Source organism: Micromonospora vinacea (assembly GCF_015751785.1).
In the GTDB taxonomy this organism is placed as follows: Bacteria; Actinomycetota; Actinomycetes; order Mycobacteriales; family Micromonosporaceae; genus Micromonospora; species Micromonospora vinacea.
Map to the genome: position 1 here is coordinate 4865568 of NZ_JADOTY010000001.1, position 17732 is coordinate 4883299.

A 17732-nucleotide genomic window follows, 5' to 3' on the forward strand; every position below is an offset into this window, starting at 1 on the left:
TTGCCCCGATCTAATCTGAGAGACTACTCTCGAAACATGTCTCTCAAGAATCCGTACGGGGATTTCGAGATCACCGAGCCGCAGGCGCTGCGGGCGCTGGCCCACCCGGTGCGCCTGGCGATCCTCGAACACCTGCAACGGCACGGCCCGGCCACGGCGACCGGACTCTCACCGCACGTCGGCGCCACACCGTCGGTGGTCAGCTGGCATCTGCGGCACCTCGCGACGTTCGGCCTGGTCCATGACTGGGATGGCGCCACCAGCAAGCGGGAACGCTGGTGGCAGGCCGTCGCCCGGGGCTTCCGCTTCACCGCGTCCGACAGTGTCGAGGGACAGTCCGCGAGCCAACAGCTGCGCGCGGAGATGTTCGCCCGCAACGCCGACGCACCCCAGCAGTGGCTGCTGCACGAGGAACCCCGACTGGAACCGGAGTGGCGCGCGCTGGCCGGCATGGCCGACACCCGGTTCGTGGCCACCGCCGACGAATTGCGGCAACTGGAGGAGTCGATCGAAGAGCTGATCGCTCCATACGTGCGGCGCAAGGAGGCGTCGGCCCCGGACGGCGCGCGGATCGTCCGGATGCTGCGCTACCTCCTGCCCGAGCCGGGGGACGAAGCCTCGACCGAGCCCGGCGACGACGACGCGGCCACGTCGTGACCGCCACCGGCACTGCGAGCGCCACCGGCGCCGTGCCTCCGCCGGCCCTGCACCGCGACCGGCGGTTCCGCACCTTCTGGGCCGGCGAGACGATCTCCCAGTTCGGCGACCGGGTCAGCGAACTGGCTCTACCGCTGATCGCCGTCACCCTGCTCACCGCGACACCCGTGCAGGTCAGTGTCCTCACCGCGCTGATCTGGCTGCCCAACCTGCTGGGCCTGTTCCTCGGTGCGTGGGTGGACCAACGCACCCACAAGCGGCGACTCCTGATCATCGCGGACCTGGTCCGCGCCGCGGTGCTGCTCAGCCTGCCGGTGGCCTACCTGTTCGACGCGATCACCCTCACCCAGCTCTACCTGGTGGCACTGCTCACCGGCCTCGGAGCGGTGCTGTTCGCCATGGCGCGTCAGGCCTTCTTCGTCGCCCTGGTGCCCCGATCGGCGTACGTGGACGCGACCAGCAAACTGAGCATGAGCCGATCGCTGTCCTTCATCGCCGGCCCCGCCGTCGGCGGTGGGCTGGTCCAGGCGCTCAGCGCGCCGGTCGCGATCCTCGTCGACGCGGTGTCGTTCCTCGGCTCCGCGCTGCTGCTCCGCCGCATCCCGGTGACCGAGGCGCCTCCGCCGCCGCGTCAGACGTCCACTCTCGGCCTGGTCCGCGAAGGGCTCGTGCTGGTGCTGCGCCACCCCGTGCTGCGGGCCGCCCTCGGCTGCACCAGCACTGTCAACTTCTTCACCTTCATCACCGGCGCGCTGCTGGTGCTCTACGCCAGCCGGGACCTCGACCTGTCCGCCGGCGCGATCGGCGTCGCCCTCGGGTTCGGGGCACTCGGCGGGCTCGCGGGCGCGGCGCTCGCCCCACGGATCTCCCGCGCCATCGGATTGGGCCGCACCGCCATGATCGGCGCGGTGCTCTTCCCCGCGCCGCTGGCGCTGACCGCGCTGGTGACCGGCCCCACCTGGACCAAGGTGGCCATGCTGGCGGCCATCGAGCTGGTCTCCAGCGTCGGGGTGATGCTGATGGACGTGAACCTCAACGCCCTGCTCACCGCCGTGACACCCGACGACGCGCGAGGACGCCGGGCCGGTGCCTACAGTGCCGTCAACTACGGCATCCGACCGCTCGGCGCGCTGGTCGGTGGCGCGTTGGGCACCACCATCGGGCTGCGACCCACCCTGGCCATCGCCGGCCTGGGTGGCGTGCTCGCCGTGCTCTGGCTGGTCGCGTCGCCGGTGCGCCACATCAGAACCCTCGACGAACCGGCGGCCTGAGGGCTCTGGCGGCTCTTCATCGTGCCACCCCAGGTCAGGCCGCCTCCGCCAACAGAATCCGGGCCAGCTCGGCGGGCTGGGAGAACATCGGCCAGTGGCCGGTGTCCATGGTGACCAGTCGCCAGCGGTCGCTGGTCAGCAGGCTGGCCACCGTGTCGTTGGGCTCAGGCCCGTCGAGCAGGCATTTGATGTAAGTCGCCGGCAGCTCACCCAGCGGTCGGCTCAGCACGGCCGGCTCGGTCAGCGTGGCGCCCGGGTGCGGAGTGGCGCCTCCGAGCAGGCGGGCGATCTGCTCGTCAGTGAGACCCTGACCGTCGACGTCGGCCACGCTGGCCGGAGCCCAATCGCCGCCGTTGTCGGCGAGTTGCGCCTCGAAGGCCGCCTGGCCCTGCCACCAGCCGGAGGCGAACGACCCACCGTCGACCGGCACCTCGGAATCCACGAAGACCACCCGGCTCAACCGGTCGCCGATCCGCTCGGCGGCCTGGCCCACCGGAATGCCCGCGTAGCTGTGCCCGACCAGCACCACACCACGCAGGTCGTGGCGCTCGACCTCGTCGACGATGTCCTGCACGTGGGTCTGCTGCCCGGCGGGCACGCCCCGCTTCTCGGCGAGACCGGAGAGGGTCAACGCGTGGACGCCGTGGCCGGCCGCCCGCAGTGGTGCCACCACCTCGTCCCATGCCGACGATCCCAGCCACGCCCCCGCCACCAGTACGAATTCAGCCATGGGCGGGACCCTAGCGGCACCCTCCGACAGCCCCGACGCGTCAGGACCAGGTGCGGGCCTCGGCGGCGAAGAGCTCCGGCGGGCTCTCCACCGGCAACACGCAGAGCAGGTGACCACCGGGCGCCCGCAGGACCCGACACTCGAGCCACTGCGACACCTCGGTGGCGCCCAGACCGATCAACCGCGCGGTCTCGGCCGGCACGTCGTCGGTTTCGATGTCGAGGTGGAAGCGCGGCACGTCGTCGACCGCCTGGACCGCGGCGACCAGCCCTGGCAGCGCCTCGTGCAGACCGATGAACTGCGGCTCGGCAGGATGGGACCGGGTGCTGACGCCGAGCGCCGCCGACCAGAACTCCGCCGCCCGGGCGGCCTCCGCCTCAGGCGCGTCGATCAGCAGCGCGTACACGCGGCTTCGGTGCATGCCGGCCAGGGTATCGAGGATCCGGGGGTGCCGCTCGACGGCTGCCCGCGTTTCGACGCTACCTGAGCAGGCACTGAGGTACGCGACCCGGGCCGGCGCTCAGCCGGGCGGCGGTGCCGGGGGACCGATCTGGGCGGCGAGCCGCTTCGGGGCCATGACGCAGTAGCTCTCGGTGAGCAACTCACCCACCTCCTCCCAGTCGGTGTTCTCGTCCAGGACCATGCCCATCACGTTCGGACTCCAGTCCGGTTTGTAGAAGGGGTGCCCCGTCGCGAGGAGCCCGGCGATCTCGTCGAGTGGCGACCGGAAGGTCAGCAGGCAGGCGGGCTGGTCGAGTGCGGCGGCCCGTGCGTGGACCGGCTGGCGCTCGGGGTCGACGGTGAGCACGTGGGCGAAGGTCCGCTTGCGGATCCGCCAGCGGGTGCCCACCCAGGCGGGCTCCTCATAGGTCTCCGGCAACCCGAGACAGATCGGCCGGAGCCGGTCGAGGACCTCGGGCGGGACGTCTCCGGGTGCGGTCACGGGCAACGACGCTAACCGGTCGGTGTGACAAGTTCCGCTCGCCGAACCCCACCCGGCCCGGTGGTGTGCGCCCTGACGATCGGCCAGGATGGGCCGGGGCGACAGTGGGCCGTCGCCCCGGCTCGACCCGCCCCCGTGCCCGCTGAGGAGTGCCGTGCCGTCCACCCTGCTCTCCCGCCGTGACCTCGACTTCCTGCTGCACGAGTGGCTGCGGGTGTCCGAACTCGTCGAGCGTCCCCGCTACGCCGAGCACTCCCGGGAGACCTTCGACGACGCCCTGGATCTCGCCGAGCGGGTGGCCACCGAGCAGTTCGCCCCGCACAACCGCGCCGCCGACCTGGCCGAGCCCACCTTCGACGGGCAGCGGGTGCGGCTGATCCCGCAGGTCCGTACGGCGTTGGACAGCTTCGCCGAGACGGGCCTGCTCACCGCCGGCCTGGACGCCTCGGTCGGTGGCCTGCAACTGCCGCACGCGGTCGCCGCGGCCTGCTTCACCTGGTTCCAGGCCGCCAACGTGGCCACCTCGGCGTACCCGTTCCTCACCCTGGGCAACGCGAACCTGCTGTTGGCGCACGGCAGCCCCGAGCAGGTGGACACCTACGTCCGGCCGATGCTGGACGGCCGGTTCTTCGGCACCATGTGCCTGTCCGAACCGCACGCCGGCAGCTCACTGGCCGACATCACCACCCGCGCCGAGCCGCAGGCGGACGGCTCGTACCGGCTCTTCGGCACCAAGATGTGGATCTCCGGCGGCGACCACGAGTTGTCCGAGAACATCGTCCACCTGGTGCTGGCCCGCATCCCCGGCGCGCCGCCCGGGGTCAAGGGCATCTCGCTGTTCATCGTGCCCAAGGTGCTGGTCGGCCCGGACGGGTCGCTCGGTGAGCGCAACGACGTGGTGTTGGCCGGGCTCAACCACAAGATGGGGTTCCGGGGCACCACCAACACCTTGCTCAGCTTCGGCGACGGCGCGCACACCCCGGCCGGCCGCGCCGGGGCCGTCGGTCACCTGGTCGGCGCGCCGCATCAGGGTCTGGCGCAGATGTTCCACATGATGAACGAGGCCCGGATCGGGGTCGGGGCCGGTGCCACCGCGCTGGGTTACACCGGCTATCTCAAGAGTCTGGCGTACGCGAAGGAACGGCCGCAGGGCCGGCCGGTCGGCGCTAAGGACCCGGCCACCGCGCAGGTGCCGATCATCGACCACCCCGACGTACGACGGATGCTGCTGGCGCAGAAGAGCTACGTGGAGGGGGCGCTGGCGCTGGTGCTCTACTGCGCGCGGCTGCTCGACGAGCAGAAGACCGCCCCGGCCGAGGCCGACCGCGAGCGCGCGCACCTGCTGCTGGACGTGCTCACCCCGATCACCAAGAGCTGGCCGTCGCAGTGGTGCCTCGCCGCCAACGATCTGGCGATCCAGGTGCTCGGAGGGGCCGGCTACACCCGGGACCACGACGTGGAGCAGCACTACCGGGACAACCGGCTCAACCCGATCCACGAGGGCACCCACGGCATTCAGGCACTGGACCTGCTGGGGCGCAAGATGACCATGCAGGGCGGCGCTGGTCTCGCTCTGCTGACCACGACGATCGGTGACACTGTCGAGCGGGCCCGCAAGGCCGGGGGAGAGGCGGCCGAGTTGGCGGACCGGCTGGCCGCCGCGGTGGACCGGGTCACCGCTGTCACCCGTCGACTGTGGGCCGACGGTGACCCGGTGCTCGCGCTGGCCAACGCCAGCGCCTACCTGGAGGCCGTCGGGCACGTGGTGATCGCGTGGATGTGGTTGGAGCAGGTGCTGGCGCTGCCGCCGGAGGGGGCCGACGACGCGTTCCACGCCGGCAAGCGGCAGGCCGCCCGCTACTTCTTCAATGTCGAGTTGCCCCGGACCGGCCCGCAGTTCGACCTGCTGGACAGCCGGGATCGGACCACCCTCGACATGCGCCCGGACTGGTTCTGACCGAACCCGGCGTCATCGCCGTCCGCGGGACTGGTGGCTCATGGCCTGGCGCCCCTTGACGACGCCCCAGACGATCACGATCACCAGCGCGATCACACCGATGATGATCAGCCAGCGGACCGCCTCGAGGAGCAACCCGAGCAGGATCAGCACACCGGCGACCACGCCGACAACCCAGAGCAGTGCACGCATGTCGACCTCCCGTAACCGGCCGCGCCTGGTGCGGCCGGCCCGGCTTCTCCTTCCCCGTCCGGCCGACACCATGCGCGAGCGGCATACCGGAGTCGATCAGGGGCCGGTACGCGCCACGTAGACGGTGTTGGCCGACTCCCCACCGGTCAGCGGGTTGGCGAACGGCACGACGTGCGCCCGCACGTCCCCGAACACCTCGGTGAGCGCCGCGGTGAACTCGGCGTCCGGCGGGTCGTCCGACCAGAGCGCGAAGACTCCCCCGGGGCGCAGCAGCGCGGCCAGCCGGCGCAGACCGGCCGGCGGGTAGAACGCCGCGTGGCTCGGGTGCAGGACGTTGCGCGGGGAGTGGTCGACGTCGAGCAGCACGGCATCGAACCGCCGACCGGGCACCTCGGCGTCGAAGCCGGTGTCACCGGCGACCGCCGCGAAGAAGTCGGCCTGCACGAAGCGGGTCCGGGGGTCCTCGGCGAGCCCCGCCGCGAACGGCAGCAACCCCCGCCGGTGCCAGTCGATCACGTCCTCGATCGCCTCCACCACGAGCAGTGAGCGCACCCGGGGGTCGCCCAGCGCCGCGCAGGCGGTGTAGCCCAGCCCGAGACCGCCCACCACCACGTCGAGGGAGTCACCGGCCACCTCGGCGAGGCCGAGCCGGGCCAACTCGATCTCCGCGACAGGGAAGAGGCTGGACATCAGGTACTCGTCGTCGAGCTTGACCTCGTACACCTCGACCTGGAGTGCCGGGTCCCGGCGTCGGCGCAGGCTGATCGCGCCGATCGGGGTCTCCCGCCAGGCCAGCTCTTCGAAACGCGCGCCCACGGGTGCCCTCTCGCCGCCGGATTCGTCCACGGATGGTAGCGGTTGCCCCGCGACGGGCGGCCACGCAGGGTCCGCAGGAGATCGACGCAGCGCATATCCTGTGCCCGGCCGATCCACCGGAGGGGACTCATGCCGTCGCGGCAGGACCAGCTGCACTCCTACCAGTTCAGCGTCCAGCGAGCGGTCGCCGCCCTGGTCATGAGGGAGACCGACCCCGCGCAGTCGCCGTTTCGGCGGCTGGCCGGCGCCGGTCTGGCCAGCGTCCTGGTCGCGGTGATCGGGCTCGGAGGTTTCGCCCTCTACGGGCTGTTCGCCGGCGGCGGCAAGGGGTGGCGTGACCCGGGCGCGGTGATCGTGGAGAAGGAGTCCGGCGCCCGGTTCGTGTATCGCGAGCAGAAGCTGCACCCGGTGCTCAACTACGCCTCGGCGCTGCTCATCGTCGGCGCGGACCGGTCGAAGACGGTGCTGGTGTCCCGACGCACCATCGACGGGGTGCCGCGCGGGCTGCCGTTGGGCATAGCCGACGCACCCGACTCGCTGCCCGCCCCGGGCCGGCTGGCCGCCACGGCGTGGACGGTCTGCTCGACGATCCCGGCCGGCGCGCGCGTCGAGGCGCCCCGCTCCGCGTTGCTGATCGGCACGGAGCCCGACGGTGGCCGGCCGTTGGGCGACGACGCGCTGCTGCTGCGCCACCCCGACGGTGGGCTGCACCTGGTCTGGCACCAGCGGCGTTACCTGGTCCGTGATCCCAGTCGGGTGCTGGCGGCACTCGCCACCACCCGGGCCCACGCGGTTCCGGTGGCGCCGGCGCTCCTCAACTCGTTGCCCGCCGGCGCCGACCTCGCTCCGCTCGACCTGCCTGCGCTGGGCCGGCCCGCCACCCGCGTGCCGGGTGCCACGATCGGCGCGGTCTACCTGGTGAGCAACTCCGGTGGCGGCAGGCAGTACGCGGTGGCGCTCGACGCCGGCCTGGCCGGCATCACCGAGTTGCAGGCGGGGCTGTTGCTGGCCCGCACCGGGCAGGTCGAGCCGGTGCCGATGACGTTGGGCCGGTTCGCCGCGTTGCCCACGGTGCCCGACCTCGCCCCGACCGGGCCGAACGCCCCGCCGCCGACCCCGCCCCGGCTCGCGGCCGGCGACGGCGGGGCGCTCTGCACCCGCATCGGCGACGACGGCGGGGTTGGTGAGGTGCGCTGGGGCGTACCCCTGCGGGACCTGACGGCCGTGCCCCGCACCGCGCCGACCGGCGGCGCGGTGCTGGCCGACCACGTGGTGGTGGAGCCGGGCCGCGGCGCGGTGGTCGAGGCCGCCGCGGCGCCCGGGGCGACCGGCGGCGCGGTCTCCGTCGTCACCGACCTGGGCCGACGGTACGTGCTGGCCGACCGGGAGGTGCTCCCGATGCTCGGCTACCGCGACGTGCGGCCGGTGCGGCTGCCGGCCGGGCTGGTCAGCCTGGTGCCCGCCGGTGCCACTCTCGACCCGGCCGCCGCCCGTGCTGTCGCCGCCCCCGACTGAGGTCGACGCGGCCCCGCCTGCGTCACTCGGCCGGTCGGCGCAGAACGCTGACCGCGAACGGGGCGTCGTCGCGCCACGGGCGCAGGTCCCAGGTGGCGAAGCGCTGCTCCACGCGCAGCCCGGCGGCCACCGCGTCGGCGTCGAACGCGGTCAGCGGGTAGCCACGCTCGGTGCCGAAGCCCACCGTCAGCACGCCATCCGGTCGCAGGTGCGCGGCCACCCGGCGCAGCACCTCCGGTTCGGTGCCGACGGCGACGAAGGCGAGCACGTTGCCGGCCAGTACCGCCGCGTCGAACGGCTCCGCCTCACCCAGCGCCGGTAGGTCCAGCTCGGCGAGGTCGGCGACCAGCCACGTCGGGCCGGGATAGTCGGCGCGGGCGGCGTCCACGAGCGCGGGGTCGGCGTCCACCCCGACGACCGTGTGCCCCCGCTCGGCCAGAGCGGCACCGACGCGGCCGGTGCCGCTACCGGCGTCGAGGATCCGGGAGCCGGGCGCGACGAGGGCGTCCACCAGTCGGGCCTCACCGGCCAGGTCCGCACCCTCGGCCACGAGCTTGCGGAACCGGTCGATGTACCACTGTGAGTGCTCGGGACCGGTGTCGGTCGCCCAGCGGGTCGGGTTGGCCATGTGGCCACCGTAACCGGGCCGGTGGCGGCCCGGCGGTCGACCCGGGGACAGCCGGGATCAGGGCAGCCGGGCCACCGTCACGAACTCGTTGTAGGTGAACACCCGCCCGAGCGGCCGGGCGAACGGGAACGAATACTGCCGGGTGACGGTCAGGCCCAAATCCCTACAGGCCTGCGCCGCCTCGGCGAAGCCGACGAACCGGACGTGTGAGGCGTCGCTGGCGTACCCGCGTTCCTGCGGGGTGATGAACACGGCCTGCCCGCCCGAGCGCACGTACGGCAGGTACGACGAGATGACCTCCAGCGCCTCCTCGGCCGGCAGGTGCTCCAGCAGGTGCGCGGCGAGCAGCGAGTCGAACGCCCCCGGCCGGGCGTGCGGGCTCTCCTTGAACTCGTCCACCTGGTACGCCTCGAACCCGGCGGCCCGCGAGTGCGCCACCGAGGTCGGGTTGTGGTCGACGCCGACGCCGTTGCCGTCCAGGTTGGCGAGGTTACGACCCAGGCCGGAACCGACGTCGAGGGTGGTGCCCAGATTGAGGCGGCGCAGATTCCACCGGTACGGCGCCTGCACGTCGAGCATCCGCTTCCAACGGGCACCACCGAGGCGCTGTAGCCGGTCGGTGTAGTCCTCGCCCGCCGTCTCGGTCGGCTGACGCCGCCCTGCCTGACTCATGCGCCGACTCCCTTAGCTGTGCCGGATAAGAACGTGCCGATGGTACGGACATGAAGGGGATCGTGGGGGACATCACAGCCCGGCGTTTCCGGACTGTGACACCGGCCGGCTCAGCCTTTCTCCGCGCCGCTGGTCAGCCCCTCGGTGAGCAGCCGCTCGCTGGCGAAGAAAAGAATCACGATGGGCAGGGTGAGCACGACCGACCCGGCCATCAGCACCGTTTTGGGCACCTCCACCCCGTCGGCGAGGAGGGACAACCCGAGCGACACCGTCCACCGGTTGGGTTTGTCGACCAGGAACAGCAGGGCGAAGAGGAACTCGTTCCAGGCGATCATGAAGTCGTAGAGCGCGACCGCCATGATCGACGGCATCGCCAGGGGCAGGCTGACCCGCCGGATGATGCCGAGCCGACCGGCGCCGTCGATGGCGGCGGACTCCTCCAGGCTGACCGGGATGGTCTCGAAGTAGTTCTTCAGCATGTAGACCGACACGGGCAACGTCTGCGAGATGTAGACCAGCACCAGACCGAAGAGCGAGCCGCGCAGGCCGGCCCGGGTGAAGACCACGAACAGTGGGATCGCGATGACGATCGACGGGAACAGGTAGACCGCCAGGAACAGGAAGTCCACCTGCCGCCGGCCGAAGAACCGCAGCCGGGCCACCGCGTACGCGCCGGGGATCGCGACCAGGAGGGTGAGCACTGTCGCCGCGACGGCGACCAACCCGCTGTTGCGGATGAAGGTGAGGAAACCCTGGCCGCCGTCGTCGGTGGCCTTGAGCACCTCGGCGTACGTGGCCACTGTCAGCTCACCGAAGCCGACCACTAGCGCGCCGGGGTCGAGCAGCAGCCGCTCGATGGGGCGCACCGAGAGCACCAGCATGTAGTAGAAGGGGAAGACCGTGATCACGAGGAACACGGCGATCACCAGGCGGCGCAGCCAACGCAGGCTCACCGTCTCGACCACGTCCCGGTCCATCAGCCCACCCTCCGTCCGAAGAAGCGCAGATAGATCAGCACGAACACGATGAGCACCACGGCCAGCACGACCGCCTGCGCGGCAGCGGCACCGATGTCGGTACGGGCGGTGAGGAACTCGTACACCCGCACGCTGACCACCTCGGTGCCGGCCGCACCGCCGGTGAGCAGGTAGACGTCGTCGAACTTGTTGAACGTCATGATGAACCGCAGCACGCCCAGCAGGGCGATCACCGGCAGCAGTTGCGGCAGCAGGATGTGCCGGAACCGCTGGGTGGGGGTGGCGCCGTCGACGCGGGCGGCCTCCTCCAACTCGCCGGGCACCGCCTGGAGCCGGGCCAGCAGGAACAGGAACGCGAACGGGAAGTACCGCCACGCCTCGAAGACGATCACCGTGGCCAGCGCTGTCGACTCCTGGGTGAGGAACGGCACCGGGGCGTCCCAGCCGAGCAGGCGTTGACCCCACGCGTTGACGATGCCGAGCTGCGGGTCGAGCATCACCTGCCAGACGAACGTCACAGCGACCACCGGCGCCACGTACGGCAGCAGCATGGATGCTCGGACCAGGGTGCGGCCACGGAACGGCCGGCGGACGACCAGGGCTGCCACCAGACCGAGCAGGATCGACCCGACGGTGCCGCCGATGCTGTAGATGAGCGTGACCCACAGCGTCTCGGCGAAGCCGGGGGTGTGCAGCACCCGGTCGATGTTGTCCATGGTGAACTCGCCGAACAGGCCGGTCTTGCGCAGCGTGGCGAGCCGGACCCGCTGGAAGGCGAGCACCACTGTCCACACGATCGGGATGCCGATGACCGCGATGGTGACGAGCAGGGTCGGTGCGACCAGCGCGAGCCCGGCACGGGATTCGCGGCGGCGCAGGGTCAACGGTCGGCGTCGGGGTGGCGCCGGCCGCTCCCGGGTGGGGGAGCGGCCGGGGCCGGGCGCGGTGGTGGTCAATTGACGCCCGCCTTGATGGCGTCGACGTCCTTCTTGGCGCGGTTGGCGGTGGCCGCCGGGTCGGACTTGCCGGAGACGAGGTCGCCCAGCACCTTGGGCACCGGCAACTCGCCCAGCATGGCGCCGACCAGCTTGCCCTGGCCCTGGCTGAGGCCCCACCGCCCGAAGGTGTCCGGGCTGCGGCGCAGCGTGGCCAGCACCTCGTCGCCGTACACGTCGGTGAGGGGCTTCTTCGCGTCCACGCCCGCCTGGCTGGTGTTCCAGGCGGTCAGGTACGCCTCCGGCTCGGCGGGGGTGCCCTTGCGGACCGGGAAGCGGCCCTCCGGGGACATGCCGAACCAGCGCGGGTAGCCGTCGCTGAGCATGTACTCCACGAAGGACTTCGCCGGGTCGGCCGCCGCGCCGTCCAGCACGGCCCAGGAGCTGATCTCGCCGTACTGGGCCGGTTCGGTGCCGTTCGGGCCCTTGATCGCGGTGACGAACCCGCTGTTCTTCGCGAGGAACGCCGGGTCCGCCTGGCACTGCGGGCAGGTCGGCTTGGCGTCGTTGCGAAGCCCGGCCAGCTCGTCGAGGATGAACGGCGACCAGATCACCATCGCCGCCTTGCCGGCGAAGTAGGTGGCCCGGGTGGTGTCCACGTCCTGTGCGCCTTTCACGGAGCTGGTGCGGATCAGGTCACCGTAGAAGCGGAACGCCTCGACGCACTGGGGCGAATCCAGTGTGACGTTCCCCGAGTCGTCGGTGAGCTGGCAGCCGTTGGCCAGGGCCAGGTGCTCGAAGGTCTGCTGGGTGAACACGTCGCTGGGGGCGGTCGCCGCGGTGATTCCGGCGACGCCGCCGGTGTTGAGCCGGGCCGCGGCGGTGGTGATCCGCTCGTACGTGTCGGGGGCGGGCAGGCCGGCCGCGGCGAACAGGTCCTTGCGGTAGACGAGCAGTTGCCCCCACCCGTCGCTGGGTACGGAGAGCTGTTTGCCGTCGTCGGCGGTGAGCTCCAGCGCCCGGGGGGAGAACGTCTGCTTGCCCAGCTTGTCGACGACCTCCGCGTTCGCCGAGGCGTGCAGCAGTTCGTTGCCGGCGAGCGTGCGGATGCCGGCGAGGGAGACCGACCCCACCACGTCGGGCAGGTCGCCGGCGGCGGCGTTGGCGGCGATCAGGGAGGGGAACTGGTCCTCGTTGACGGTCACGAGATCGACCTGGATCCCGGTCTTGGCGGTGAAGTCGGCGATGATCGCCTTGGTGGCGGTGACCCGGTCGGCGACGTCCTCCAGGCTCCAAACGGTGATCTTTTTGCTGTTGCTGTCTGATTGGTCGTCCCCGCAGGCCAGCAGGGTGGACGTGGCCAGTGTCATGATCAGGGTGGTGGCGAGTATCCGCCTCGGAGGTGCTGACATCGGTGGCACTCCTCTCGAAGGGTACATGCCGGATTCAACACCTTCGATTGATCAATAACAAGACATAGTGCGATTTTGTGTCTATCCTGGAGCCCAGTGCTACCGGGATGTGACACATGGGCAACTGGGTGGTCTCTCTCGCCGGGCCTCGACGCATCAGCCTCGAGCCCTGCCCGCCGGATCCGCTCGGCCCCGGCCAGGTCCGAGTCCGCACCTGCTACTCGGGCATCTCCGCCGGCACCGAGCTGACCCTCTACCGGGGCAGCAATCCCCGGCTCAGCAAGGACTGGGACGACGCCGCCCGAATGTTCGTCCCCCGGCAGACCCCGGTGCCCTATCCGTTGATCGGCTTCGGCTACGAAGAGGTCGGCGAGGTCGTCGAGGTCGCGCGGGACGTCACCGACCGGCATCCGGGGCAGCTCGTCTGGGGCATCTGGGGGCACCGGGCCGAGGCCGTGCTCGCCGCCGACGCGGTCCGCGCGCTGCCCGCGGGCCTGGATCCGCTCGCCGCGGTCTTCGCCCGCCCCGGCGCCATCGCGCTGACCGCCGTGCTCGCCGGTGACCTGCACCTCGGCGACTGGGTCGGCGTCTTCGGGCAGGGCGTCATCGGGCTGCTCGCCACCCGGCTCGCCGTGCTCTCCGGGGCCCGGGTGGTGGCCGTCGACCCGGTACCCGACCGGCTGGAGCACGCCGCCCGGTACGGTGCGACGTTCACAGTGGACGCCACCGTCACGTCCGCCGCCGCCGTGCTGCGCCAGGCCACCGACGGTCGGGGCGCCGACGTCTGCCTGGAGTTGTCCGGCGCGTACCCGGCGCTGCACGAGGCGATCCGCTCCACCACCCACGCCGGCCGGGTCGTGGCCGCCGGCTTCTACCAGGGCCAGGCCGACGCGCTCGGCCTCGGCGAGGAGTTCCACCACAACCGCATCCAGTTGGTGGCCGCCCAGGTCTCCGGGCCCACCCCCGCACCGAGCATGGCCGGCCGGTGGACCGGAGACCGGGTCGCCCAGACCTTCATGGACCTGGTGGCCGACCGCAGCGTCGACCCGCTGCCGCTGGTCAGCCACATCGTCGACGCCAGCGCGGTCGCCGACGCCCTCGCGCTGCTCGACCGCGGCGCCGGTGACGTCCTCCAAGTCGTGCTGAGGTTCTCATGACCACCATCGCGCTGGCCTGTCAGGAACAACTCCTGCCGGGCACCAACCTGATCCAGAAGTACGCCCTCGCGGCCGCCCTCGGCTACCAGGGCATCGAGCTGCGCGGCCGCGGCGACCTCGCGTTCGCCCGCCGGCTGCCCGAGCTGCGCCGGGCCCGCGCCGCCGGGGTGGTGATGCCCACCGTCTGCGTCGAGATGGACCACTTCATCGGCGACTTCGACCCCGCCCGCTCCGCCGACGCCGTCCGCAACCTGCGCTCCCAGCTCACGGTGATCGCCGAGCTGGGCGGCGTCGGGGTGATGACCCCGGCCGCCTGGGGGATGTTCTCCCGGCGACTGCCGCCGTTCGAGCCGCCCCGCCCGCCCGACGGCGACCGGCAGGTACTCCTCGACGCCCTCGGCGAGCTGGGCGAGCACGCCCGGGCCGAGGGGGTCACCCTCTTCCTGGAACCCCTCAACCGGTACGAGGACCACATGGTCAACCGTCTCGACCAGGCGGTGGCGCTCTGCGCCGCGCTCGGGTTGCCGTCGGTCCGGGTCGTCGCCGACACCTTCCACATGAACATCGAGGAGGACGACGTGCACCGCGCCCTGCGCGCCGCCGCCCCGTACCTCGGGCACGTGCAGGTCAGCGACTCCAACCGGTACCAACCCGGCGCCGGGCACCTGGACTGGCCGGCACTGGTGCGTACCCTGCTGGAGCTGGACTACCGGGGTTGGCTGGCCCTGGAGTGCCGGCTGCGCGGCGACCCGGTCCGGGCACTGCAACAGGCGGCCACGGTGCTGCGACACGCGCTGCCCCGGCGGGCCGCCGCGTGACCGCCGACGCCGGGCCGACCAGCGTCGACGCGACCGCCGGTGTCGACGGGACCGGTGACGCCGGGGCGACGCGCGCCGAGGCCGCCGGCACGGGTGGCCCGGCCGACGCGACCAGGCTGCGTCGACTCGCTGTCGACACGCTCGACGCCAACTGGGAGCACGACCACACGGTGCCCTCGCGCACGCTCTACCCGCACCAGTGGAGCTGGGACTCCGCGTTCATCGCGATCGGGCTGGCCCAGGTTCGCCCCGACCGCGCCTGGCGGGAGCTGGCCAGCCTGTTCCGGGCGCAGTGGGCCGACGGACGGGTGCCGCACATCGTGTTCAACCCGGCGATACGGGTCGGGGCGTACTTCCCGGGGCCGGAGATGTGGCGCTCGGCCGACGTGCCAGGAGCACCGGCGGTGGCCACCTCCGGCCTGGTCCAGCCGCCTGTGCATGCGCTCGCCGCGTTGCTGGCGTACCGGCGGGCGCCCGACCCCAGGGGGCTGGCCGCGCTGCGCCGGCTCTATCCCGCGCTGGTCGCCCAACAGCGCTACCTGGCCGACCGGCGGGACGTGGCAGGTGACGGGCTGGTCTGCATCGTGCACCCGTGGGAGTCCGGGTTGGACAACAGCCCGGCGTGGGACGAGCCGATGGCCGCGGTGCCGGCCGAGGCGGCCGTCATGCGCGCGTACCGTCGGCACGACACCACGCACGCCGACGCCGCACACCGCCCCACGGACCTGGACTACGCGCGCTACCTGGCGATCGTCGCCGCCTACCGCGAGCACGGCTACGCCGACCGCGACCTGGCCGACGGTCACCCGTTCCTGGTGGAGTGCCCGCTGTTCAACGCGGCGTTCGGGGCCGCCGAACACGCCCTCGCCGAGATCGCCGCGCTCATCGGCGACGACCCCGGGCCGCACCGGGCCCGCGCGACCCGGATCACCGAGGCTCTCCTCCGCCGGCTCCACGACCCGGACACCGGCACGTTCCAGCCCCGTGACCTGCGCACCGACCGTCTGGTGAACGCCCGTACCGTGCTCGGCCTGACCCCCCTGATCCTGCCCGACCTGCCGACCCGGCAGGCCGACGCGCTGGTCGTGGAGGCGCGGTCGGCGCGCTTCGGGGTGGCCCGTCGGATGGACCGGCCGCTACCCACCTACGACCGCACCGCACCGGACTTCGAGCCGCTGCGCTACTGGCGGGGGCCGAGCTGGCTCAACATCGGCTGGCTGGTCCGGCGTGGGCTGCTCACGCACGGGCACCCGGAGCTGGCCGCCGGGCTGCGCCGTTCGATGATCGGTCTGGTCGCCGGTGCCGGCTGCCACGAGTACTTCCACCCGGACACCGGCGCCGGGCTGGGCTCGCCGTCGTTCGGCTGGACGGCCGCGCTGGTGCTCGACCTGCTGGCCGACTGAGCGCGGTGCCGGTGGTAGCGTCCCCGATCCCGGCGGCCGTGAGGAGCAACGTGCGCGAGATCGACAAGGTGGCCTGGATCCTGTTGCAGGACGGTCGGGTGCTGAGCACCCGGTCGGTGGGCAAGGACGTCTGGTACCTGCCGGGTGGAAAGCGCGAGCCGGGCGAGACCGACCTGCAGACCCTGCGCCGGGAGATCGACGAGGAGTTGAGCGTCGAGGTCGACGTGCCCGGCGCCGTACACCTGGGCACCTTCACCGCCGAGGCGCACGGCCACGCGGCCGGCACCACGGTGCGGATGACCTGCTACCGGGCCGGCTATCAGGGGCAGCTGCGGCCGGCCAGCGAGATCGCCGAGATGGCCTGGCTCGGGTACGCCGACCGGCACCGCACGTCGCCGGTCGACCAGATCATCTTCGACCACCTGCTGGCGGAGGATCTGCTGCGCTGACGGCCCAGGTTGCCGGCCCGGGTTGGCGGCGCGGTTTGGCGGCGTCGGCCGGGGGTAACCGCCGGGGCGTGACGGACGGCGACGGGTTTCCGCACTTCATCGACGCGGTGTCCCGGCGGTCCGGCCTGCCGACCGAGCAGGCCGCCGCCCTCGCCCGCGCCGTGCTCCAGACGATGGCCGAGCGGGTGACCGGCGGCCCGCCAGACGACCTCGCCGGGCACCTTCCGAACTCGGTCGGGGGCTACCTCACCGGCCCGGCCCCGGATCCGGCCGGGGCCGTTGGTCCGGATCTGGCCGGGGGCTCACCCCCGGATCCGGGCGGGGCCGGTGGTGCGGATCTCGGCGTGGATCCGCTTCTGAGCGGTGGACCGGAGCCTGGCGTGGGCGGGCTGAACACCGGCGTGGGCCTGGAGGTGGGTGGCGCGGTTCCACCGCCGTCGGACGCCGGCCCGGCGGAGTTCCTCCGCCGGGTGGGGCAGCGCGCCGGGGTGGATGCGGCCACCGCCCGGGCCGGAACCGGCGCCGTCTTCGCCACGTTGCGGGAGGCGATGACCGTACGGGAGTTCCGCGACATGGTGGCGCGACTGCCGCGCGACGGCGGAGGCGGCGGTGCCGCATCCGACCCTCCCGTTTCGTCCGACCCGTACCTGCCCTGAGCCGGCCCGTGCTCCGTCGCCGCGAGGGATTCGTGCCACGCCGGCTCTGGCGTCGCTGAGCTGAACGCGGCGGAGCAGGCGTGTTCGGCGGCCCGCCGTGCCTTGCCGGGATCGGCGTGATGTCTGTGAGTCATCAAGATGACTCACAGACAACACGCTCAACGGAGTATCCGGCCCCGCGCTGTCCGCTCGCGTCGCCCGCTCGACCCTCCGGCCACGGCTGCTCCCTGGCGCTCACCATTCGTACGGGCACTGATCCGGCCGTAGACCGGCGGGCTGTCGATTACTCGACCGCATTGTGGCTATCGCGAAAATCCACCGCGCAAGGATTGTCACGCCGAAAAATCAGCCGGATGAAGTCGTGTTAGGTGAAAATCCGCTGCCGCGCCAGAGGGATGATCGGATGAAGTTCGACGTCCGTCGTCCGAGCCCCGCGTCGACCCTTTGGTCCGACTCTAATCGATGATCTTTCTCGACGGCCATCAAACTCTATGCTCCTTCCATTGTGAAGTCCTGGGGGGGATCATGATCACTTTCATCTATT

19 protein-coding genes are annotated in these 17732 nt (G+C 71.9%); 9 read left to right on the forward strand and 10 right to left on the reverse strand.

The features are described from left to right. Nucleotides 1-36 precede the first annotated feature (36 nt). Both IW249_RS22790 and IW249_RS22795 read left to right on the forward strand, forming a co-directional pair. Nucleotides 37-657, forward strand: a complete 621-nt coding sequence (locus IW249_RS22790) for an ArsR/SmtB family transcription factor (RefSeq protein ID WP_196922616.1) — start codon at nt 37-39, stop codon at nt 655-657. After that, nucleotides 654-1928 (forward strand): MFS transporter, encoded by a 1275-nt coding sequence (locus IW249_RS22795; RefSeq protein ID WP_307788674.1) that lies wholly within the window; start codon nt 654-656, stop codon nt 1926-1928. The genes IW249_RS22790 and IW249_RS22795 overlap by 4 nt, the downstream gene beginning before the upstream one ends. Before the next feature lie 34 nt (nt 1929-1962). Here the strand turns inward: IW249_RS22795 and IW249_RS22800 are convergent, their stop codons facing one another. From IW249_RS22800 to IW249_RS22810, 3 genes are all read right to left on the reverse strand, one after another. Then, entirely contained in the window at nt 1963-2658 is a 696-nt protein-coding gene (locus tag IW249_RS22800) for an alpha/beta fold hydrolase (RefSeq protein WP_196922617.1), read from the reverse strand. A 40-nt stretch (nt 2659-2698) separates the two neighbouring features. Then, the gene (locus tag IW249_RS22805) at nt 2699-3079 is read right to left on the reverse strand and encodes a VOC family protein (RefSeq protein WP_196922618.1); all 381 of its coding nucleotides are present in this window, start codon (nt 3077-3079) and stop codon (nt 2699-2701) included. Between the two features lie 99 nt (nt 3080-3178). Further along, the gene (locus IW249_RS22810; RefSeq protein ID WP_196922619.1) at nt 3179-3601 is read right to left on the reverse strand and encodes an MmcQ/YjbR family DNA-binding protein; all 423 of its coding nucleotides are present in this window, start codon (nt 3599-3601) and stop codon (nt 3179-3181) included. Between the two features lie 154 nt (nt 3602-3755). On the opposite strand from IW249_RS22810, the gene IW249_RS22815 reads away from it, so the two are divergent. Continuing rightward, nucleotides 3756-5558, forward strand: a complete 1803-nt coding sequence (locus IW249_RS22815) for an acyl-CoA dehydrogenase (RefSeq protein ID WP_196922620.1) — start codon at nt 3756-3758, stop codon at nt 5556-5558. A gap of 12 nt (nt 5559-5570) precedes the next feature. On the opposite strand, the gene IW249_RS22820 is transcribed toward IW249_RS22815, so the two are convergent. After that, nucleotides 5571-5750, reverse strand: coding sequence for a hypothetical protein (locus IW249_RS22820; protein WP_196922621.1), 180 nt, complete (start codon nt 5748-5750; stop codon nt 5571-5573). A 96-nt stretch (nt 5751-5846) separates the two neighbouring features. Beyond that, a complete protein-coding gene (locus tag IW249_RS22825; protein WP_196922622.1) occupies nt 5847-6566 on the reverse strand; it encodes a polyamine aminopropyltransferase in 720 nt (239 codons plus the stop codon). 129 nt (nt 6567-6695) lie between these two features. On the opposite strand from IW249_RS22825, the gene eccB reads away from it, so the two are divergent. Continuing rightward, nucleotides 6696-8081 carry a type VII secretion protein EccB gene (gene eccB / locus IW249_RS22830; protein WP_196922623.1) on the forward strand — a complete coding sequence of 462 codons (1386 nt, stop codon included), beginning with the start codon at nt 6696-6698 and terminating at the stop codon, nt 8079-8081. Nucleotides 8082-8103: 22 nt separating this feature from the next. On the opposite strand, the gene IW249_RS22835 is transcribed toward eccB, so the two are convergent. From IW249_RS22835 to IW249_RS22855, 5 genes are all read right to left on the reverse strand, one after another. Continuing rightward, the gene (locus tag IW249_RS22835; protein ID WP_196922624.1) at nt 8104-8709 is read right to left on the reverse strand and encodes a class I SAM-dependent methyltransferase; all 606 of its coding nucleotides are present in this window, start codon (nt 8707-8709) and stop codon (nt 8104-8106) included. A 57-nt stretch (nt 8710-8766) separates the two neighbouring features. Then, nucleotides 8767-9381 (reverse strand): methyltransferase domain-containing protein, encoded by a 615-nt coding sequence (locus IW249_RS22840; protein ID WP_196922625.1) that lies wholly within the window; start codon nt 9379-9381, stop codon nt 8767-8769. 110 nt (nt 9382-9491) lie between these two features. Continuing rightward, nucleotides 9492-10358 carry a carbohydrate ABC transporter permease gene (locus IW249_RS22845; RefSeq protein ID WP_091406739.1) on the reverse strand — a complete coding sequence of 289 codons (867 nt, stop codon included), beginning with the start codon at nt 10356-10358 and terminating at the stop codon, nt 9492-9494. Then, nucleotides 10358-11314: a carbohydrate ABC transporter permease gene (locus IW249_RS22850; RefSeq protein ID WP_196922626.1), complete on the reverse strand. Its 957-nt coding sequence runs from the start codon at nt 11312-11314 to the stop codon at nt 10358-10360. The genes IW249_RS22845 and IW249_RS22850 overlap by 1 nt, the downstream gene beginning before the upstream one ends. Beyond that, nucleotides 11311-12705 carry an ABC transporter substrate-binding protein gene (locus IW249_RS22855; protein WP_196922627.1) on the reverse strand — a complete coding sequence of 465 codons (1395 nt, stop codon included), beginning with the start codon at nt 12703-12705 and terminating at the stop codon, nt 11311-11313. The genes IW249_RS22850 and IW249_RS22855 overlap by 4 nt, the downstream gene beginning before the upstream one ends. Nucleotides 12706-12821: 116 nt before the next feature. On the opposite strand from IW249_RS22855, the gene IW249_RS22860 reads away from it, so the two are divergent. The 5 genes from IW249_RS22860 to IW249_RS22880 all read left to right on the forward strand — a co-directional run bounded on the left by IW249_RS22860 (nt 12822) and on the right by IW249_RS22880 (nt 17188). After that, nucleotides 12822-13862 carry a zinc-dependent alcohol dehydrogenase gene (locus IW249_RS22860; protein WP_196922628.1) on the forward strand — a complete coding sequence of 347 codons (1041 nt, stop codon included), beginning with the start codon at nt 12822-12824 and terminating at the stop codon, nt 13860-13862. Next, the gene (locus IW249_RS22865; RefSeq protein ID WP_196922629.1) at nt 13859-14680 is read left to right on the forward strand and encodes a sugar phosphate isomerase/epimerase family protein; all 822 of its coding nucleotides are present in this window, start codon (nt 13859-13861) and stop codon (nt 14678-14680) included. Before IW249_RS22860 ends, IW249_RS22865 begins: the two co-directional genes overlap by 4 nt. A 116-nt stretch (nt 14681-14796) precedes the next feature. Beyond that, nucleotides 14797-16083 carry an MGH1-like glycoside hydrolase domain-containing protein gene (locus IW249_RS22870; RefSeq protein WP_196924917.1) on the forward strand — a complete coding sequence of 429 codons (1287 nt, stop codon included), beginning with the start codon at nt 14797-14799 and terminating at the stop codon, nt 16081-16083. Nucleotides 16084-16133: 50 nt separating this feature from the next. Further along, nucleotides 16134-16532: an NUDIX hydrolase gene (locus IW249_RS22875; RefSeq protein ID WP_196922630.1), complete on the forward strand. Its 399-nt coding sequence runs from the start codon at nt 16134-16136 to the stop codon at nt 16530-16532. 68 nt (nt 16533-16600) lie between these two features. Next, entirely contained in the window at nt 16601-17188 is a 588-nt protein-coding gene (locus IW249_RS22880) for a DUF2267 domain-containing protein (protein WP_307788675.1), read from the forward strand. Nucleotides 17189-17732: the final 544 nt, after the last annotated feature.

Coding starts and splice junctions, on each gene's coding strand:
- IW249_RS22790 (WP_196922616.1), top strand. CDS start 37: ATGTCTCTCAAGAATCCGTACGGGGATTTCGAGATCACCGAGCCGCAG.
- IW249_RS22800 (WP_196922617.1), bottom strand. CDS start 2,658: ATGGCTGAATTCGTACTGGTGGCGGGGGCGTGGCTGGGATCGTCGGCA.
- IW249_RS22805 (WP_196922618.1), bottom strand. CDS start 3,079: ATGCACCGAAGCCGCGTGTACGCGCTGCTGATCGACGCGCCTGAGGCG.
- IW249_RS22820 (WP_196922621.1), bottom strand. CDS start 5,750: ATGCGTGCACTGCTCTGGGTTGTCGGCGTGGTCGCCGGTGTGCTGATC.
- eccB (WP_196922623.1), top strand. CDS start 6,696: ATGCCGTCGCGGCAGGACCAGCTGCACTCCTACCAGTTCAGCGTCCAG.
- IW249_RS22835 (WP_196922624.1), bottom strand. CDS start 8,709: ATGGCCAACCCGACCCGCTGGGCGACCGACACCGGTCCCGAGCACTCA.
- IW249_RS22840 (WP_196922625.1), bottom strand. CDS start 9,381: ATGAGTCAGGCAGGGCGGCGTCAGCCGACCGAGACGGCGGGCGAGGAC.
- IW249_RS22845 (WP_091406739.1), bottom strand. CDS start 10,358: ATGGACCGGGACGTGGTCGAGACGGTGAGCCTGCGTTGGCTGCGCCGC.
- IW249_RS22855 (WP_196922627.1), bottom strand. CDS start 12,705: ATGTCAGCACCTCCGAGGCGGATACTCGCCACCACCCTGATCATGACA.
- IW249_RS22860 (WP_196922628.1), top strand. CDS start 12,822: ATGGGCAACTGGGTGGTCTCTCTCGCCGGGCCTCGACGCATCAGCCTC.
- IW249_RS22865 (WP_196922629.1), top strand. CDS start 13,859: ATGACCACCATCGCGCTGGCCTGTCAGGAACAACTCCTGCCGGGCACC.